The sequence below is a fragment of the uncultured Lentibacter sp. genome (genome assembly GCF_937123735.1).
GTDB lineage: Bacteria > Pseudomonadota > Alphaproteobacteria > Rhodobacterales > Rhodobacteraceae > Lentibacter.
The window spans coordinates 1-3,313 of the sequence record NZ_CAKZKL010000018.1; the positions used below are offsets into that span (position 1 = coordinate 1).

4 protein-coding genes are annotated in these 3,313 nt (G+C 62.0%); 2 read left to right on the top strand and 2 right to left on the bottom strand.

The window, feature by feature from the left end; genetic code table 11:
- Positions 1-734, top strand: a 734-nt coding sequence (locus tag Q0478_RS05085) for a 4'-phosphopantetheinyl transferase (protein WP_298676833.1), incomplete at its 5' end; no start/stop codon positions are given.
- 220 nt (positions 735-954) lie between these two features.
- Positions 955-2,241, top strand: coding sequence for a Wzz/FepE/Etk N-terminal domain-containing protein (locus Q0478_RS05090; protein ID WP_298676835.1), 1,287 nt, complete (start codon positions 955-957; stop codon positions 2,239-2,241).
- Between the two features lie 38 nt (positions 2,242-2,279).
- Here Q0478_RS05090 and Q0478_RS05095 read toward each other — a convergent pair whose 3' ends face one another.
- Both Q0478_RS05095 and Q0478_RS05100 read right to left on the bottom strand, forming a co-directional pair.
- Positions 2,280-3,014 (bottom strand): CpsD/CapB family tyrosine-protein kinase, encoded by a 735-nt coding sequence (locus Q0478_RS05095; protein WP_298676837.1) that lies wholly within the window; start codon positions 3,012-3,014, stop codon positions 2,280-2,282.
- 33 nt (positions 3,015-3,047) lie between these two features.
- The coding region (locus Q0478_RS05100; protein WP_298676839.1) for a hypothetical protein at positions 3,048-3,313 on the bottom strand (266 nt) is incomplete at its 5' end.

The window sequence follows — 3,313 nt, forward strand, 5'->3', positions numbered from 1 at the left end:
GAAAAATCCTTGTCGCCCGAAGAAACCCTGTCGCGTCGCCGCCAGATGCGGGCGCGCCGCGACATGGCCCGTTCCCCATGAGTTTGCACACGGATCTGAATGCGGCTCTGGATGCGGCTGTGCCCGAAGGGGTCTGTGTGGCGCTGGAGGATCCGCAGGCCGAGCCTCTGGGGCTCTATCCGGTGGAGCACCAGCATGTTGCGCGCGCGCTCGATAAACGCAGGCGCGAGTTTGCGGCGGGCCGCCGCGCGGCCCGCGCGGCGCTTGCCTGTTTGGGGCAGGGGTCCGTGGCGCTGCCGGCGCGCCCCAGCCGCGCACCCGTCTGGCCACCGGGCTATGTCGGCTCGATCAGCCATTGCGCCGATCTGTGTCTGGCGCTCGCAGCCCGCAAGGGGGCGCTGCGCAGTTTGGGCTGTGATGTGGAGCTGCGCAGCCCGCTCTCTGCGCCGGTGGTCGCAGCGATCACCAGCGCCGCCGAAAGAGACTGGCTTGATGCGCAGAGCCAGTTTGAGCCGGTGCACCTCTTTTCGGCCAAAGAGGCCGTTTACAAGGCGCTGTTTGTGCTGACAGGCAAGGTCATCGGGTTTCATGATCTGCAAATCATGCCCGACAGCAACGGCGCTCTTGTGGCCCATCTCACAGAGGCGCAACCCGGCTTTGCCCGCGCCACCGCCTTGCCATTGCTGTCGTTGAGCTTTCCAGACCATGTCATTCACATGAGCTTCATTCACTAAATATATGATTATAAATTTTTTAAAGTTTTGAAACTAATCGTATTGTCACCGAAATTGAAACACTGAGTTCCTGAAAAAAGAGGAAAATGACTGGCAAATTTTGGACAAAATTGCTAGTGTTTTGGCAAGCGGGCCGCGCCAAACTGGGGGGTGTGGCCGCGCGTCTTTGGTGCAAAATTCCTGCGGGGGCAGGGAGTGGCGCGTGGTATCGGAGTGAGACATGGGCCAGATCCAGTCCCTGGGTGATTTTTTGAGTATGCTGCGCCGGCGCTTCTGGCTGATCTGCGTGGTCATTTTCTTGGGCACGCTTGGCTCCGTCTTTTATGCCCTGGGCCAGAAAAAAATCTATCAGGCCACCGCTGTCGCTCAGATCGAAGCGCCCACCATCGTGGATGCGGGCGCGCGGGCCGGGGCGTCGACCTCCATAGAGCAGCGCTTGCGCCTGCTAGAGCAGCAGCTCATGGCGCGCGACAACCTCATACTGATGATCCGCAAATATGGTCTCTATGCCGACACCCCCATGTCCCAGAACCAGAAAGTAAACACCTTGCGCAGCTCGGCCCAGCTCACCCAGATCACCGATCCGAACGCGGGCTGGGGCGCGTCGCGCACGCCCACGGGGATGCTGATCAGCGTGTCTGACACCGAGCCGGAGGTGGCCGCGCTTTTGGCCAATGATTTCCTGCACGCGCTCTTGGACCTCAACAACCGTCGCCAGTCGGCCGCGGCCTCAGAGCAGCTGTCTTTCTTTCAGGCCGAGCAAGAAGAGGTCGAGGCTGAAATCATGGCGCTCGAACAGCGTATCGCGGCTTTCAAAGAGCAAAACGGCCCCTATCTGCCCGCCGGTATCACCGCCCAACGCGCCGAGCTCACCGAGCTGCGCAGCACCCTGCTGGCGCTGGACCAAAACCTGATCGAGCTGGAAGCCAGCGGCACCCGACAGCGCGCCACGGTGATCCAGCGCCAGCGCGGGCTGATCAACGAACAACAGGACCTGATCCGCTCGCGGATTGCCGAAATTGAAGAGGGCATCGCCCGCGCGCCGGAGGTTGAGCGCCAGTTCAACCTGCTTGAGCGCGCGCAGGACCAGCTCAAAGCGCAGTTCACCGCCATCACCACCCGCGCGACAAGCGCCGAAATGAGCCAGGCGTTGGAGTCTCAAAACCAGTTCGAGCGGATTGAAATACTGGAAACCGCGCTCATCCCGGAAACGCCAATTTCCGGCAGCCGCAAGAAAATCGTGATGGCCGGGGGGATGGCATCCGTGTTGTTGGGCCTCGGTCTTGCCTTCTTGCTGGAACTCCTGCGCCCAGTGATCCGGACGCGCGAACACCTGGAGCGCTATCTGGATGTCAAGGCGGTGGTGGCCATTCCCCGGATCAACACGCCGCAGGATGGACAGCGCAAAAAGCGGCTGCGCGCAGCCCTTCTGGTTGGGCTTCTGGCGGCTGTTCCCTTGGCTTATGGCGCGCTGAGCGCTCTGCTTCAGCGCCGCTCGCTGCCGTAAACAGCGGCCGGGGCCTCACCCAACCGCTCAGAGCAGGATCAGTCGCCGTAGCTGTAATCGCTGCCGTCTTCTCCCTCGGCCTGGTTGAGCACGACCCCGAGCAGCGGTGTCTGTTCGCCCATCCGCCGCATCACTTCGCGCATGTCGTCTGGCCGGGTTTCGCCCCCGCTGACAACCATCAAGACGCCGTCAAAATGTTTGCGAAAAGCGATGACATCATCAAAGGCCAGCGCCGGGGGCATATCAAACAATAAAATATCCGGATCCATTTCCGCCATCAGCCGCTCAAGGCTGGCCGCGGTGGAGGGTTCATGCGCCAGCTCCGAGGCATAGGGTTCCACAACATGATTGGTGCCAATGGCCAGGCTCGCGCCGATGTTGAGGCTGTTGTGATCAAAGGTCACCAAGAGCTCTTCTGCCGAAAGTTTGCCGCGCAAAAAATCGCCCATCTTGCCGGGCCGTGTATCGCCGATCACCCCGGCAACCGAGGGGTTGCGCATGTCCAGATCCAACAGAACGGTGCGGCTGGCCTCATAGCGCGACAGCGAGATCGCAAGGTTCACGGCGGTAAAGGTCTTGCCACAGTTCCGGGTGGGAGAGGTGATGGCGACGCGCTTCCAGTTGTGCTCCAGAAGCGTCTGCACAAGCCGCGTGCGCAGCACGTCAAACGCCCCATGAGCTGGCTCGTTGCGGCTCGCGGTGATCACAAGATTGCGCTCCAGGTGGGGCACATCCACGGGCATCATATCGAGGTTGCGCCCGCGTGCGGCCACAGCCTCGGCCCGGGCGTCCGGGGTTGCGGCCTGCTAGGCTTGGCGCCGCTTTTGTTGCCCTGCTCCGGCGCGTGTGGGGCGGGGCGGGTTCACAGGGCTTGCCTCGGGCGGCGGGAGCGGTTTTGTTTCAGCCTCAGCCTCAGCCTCAGCCTCAGCCTCAGCCTCAGCCTCAGCCTCAGCCTCAGCTTTCAGCTTGGGCTCTGCCTGCTCCGCAGAGCTCTGACTCTCCGCTGCCATGGCGGCGTGCTGGGCTTCAAACGCCTGCACCTCTTGCACGGTGATCTTCCCGCTTGAAGGGG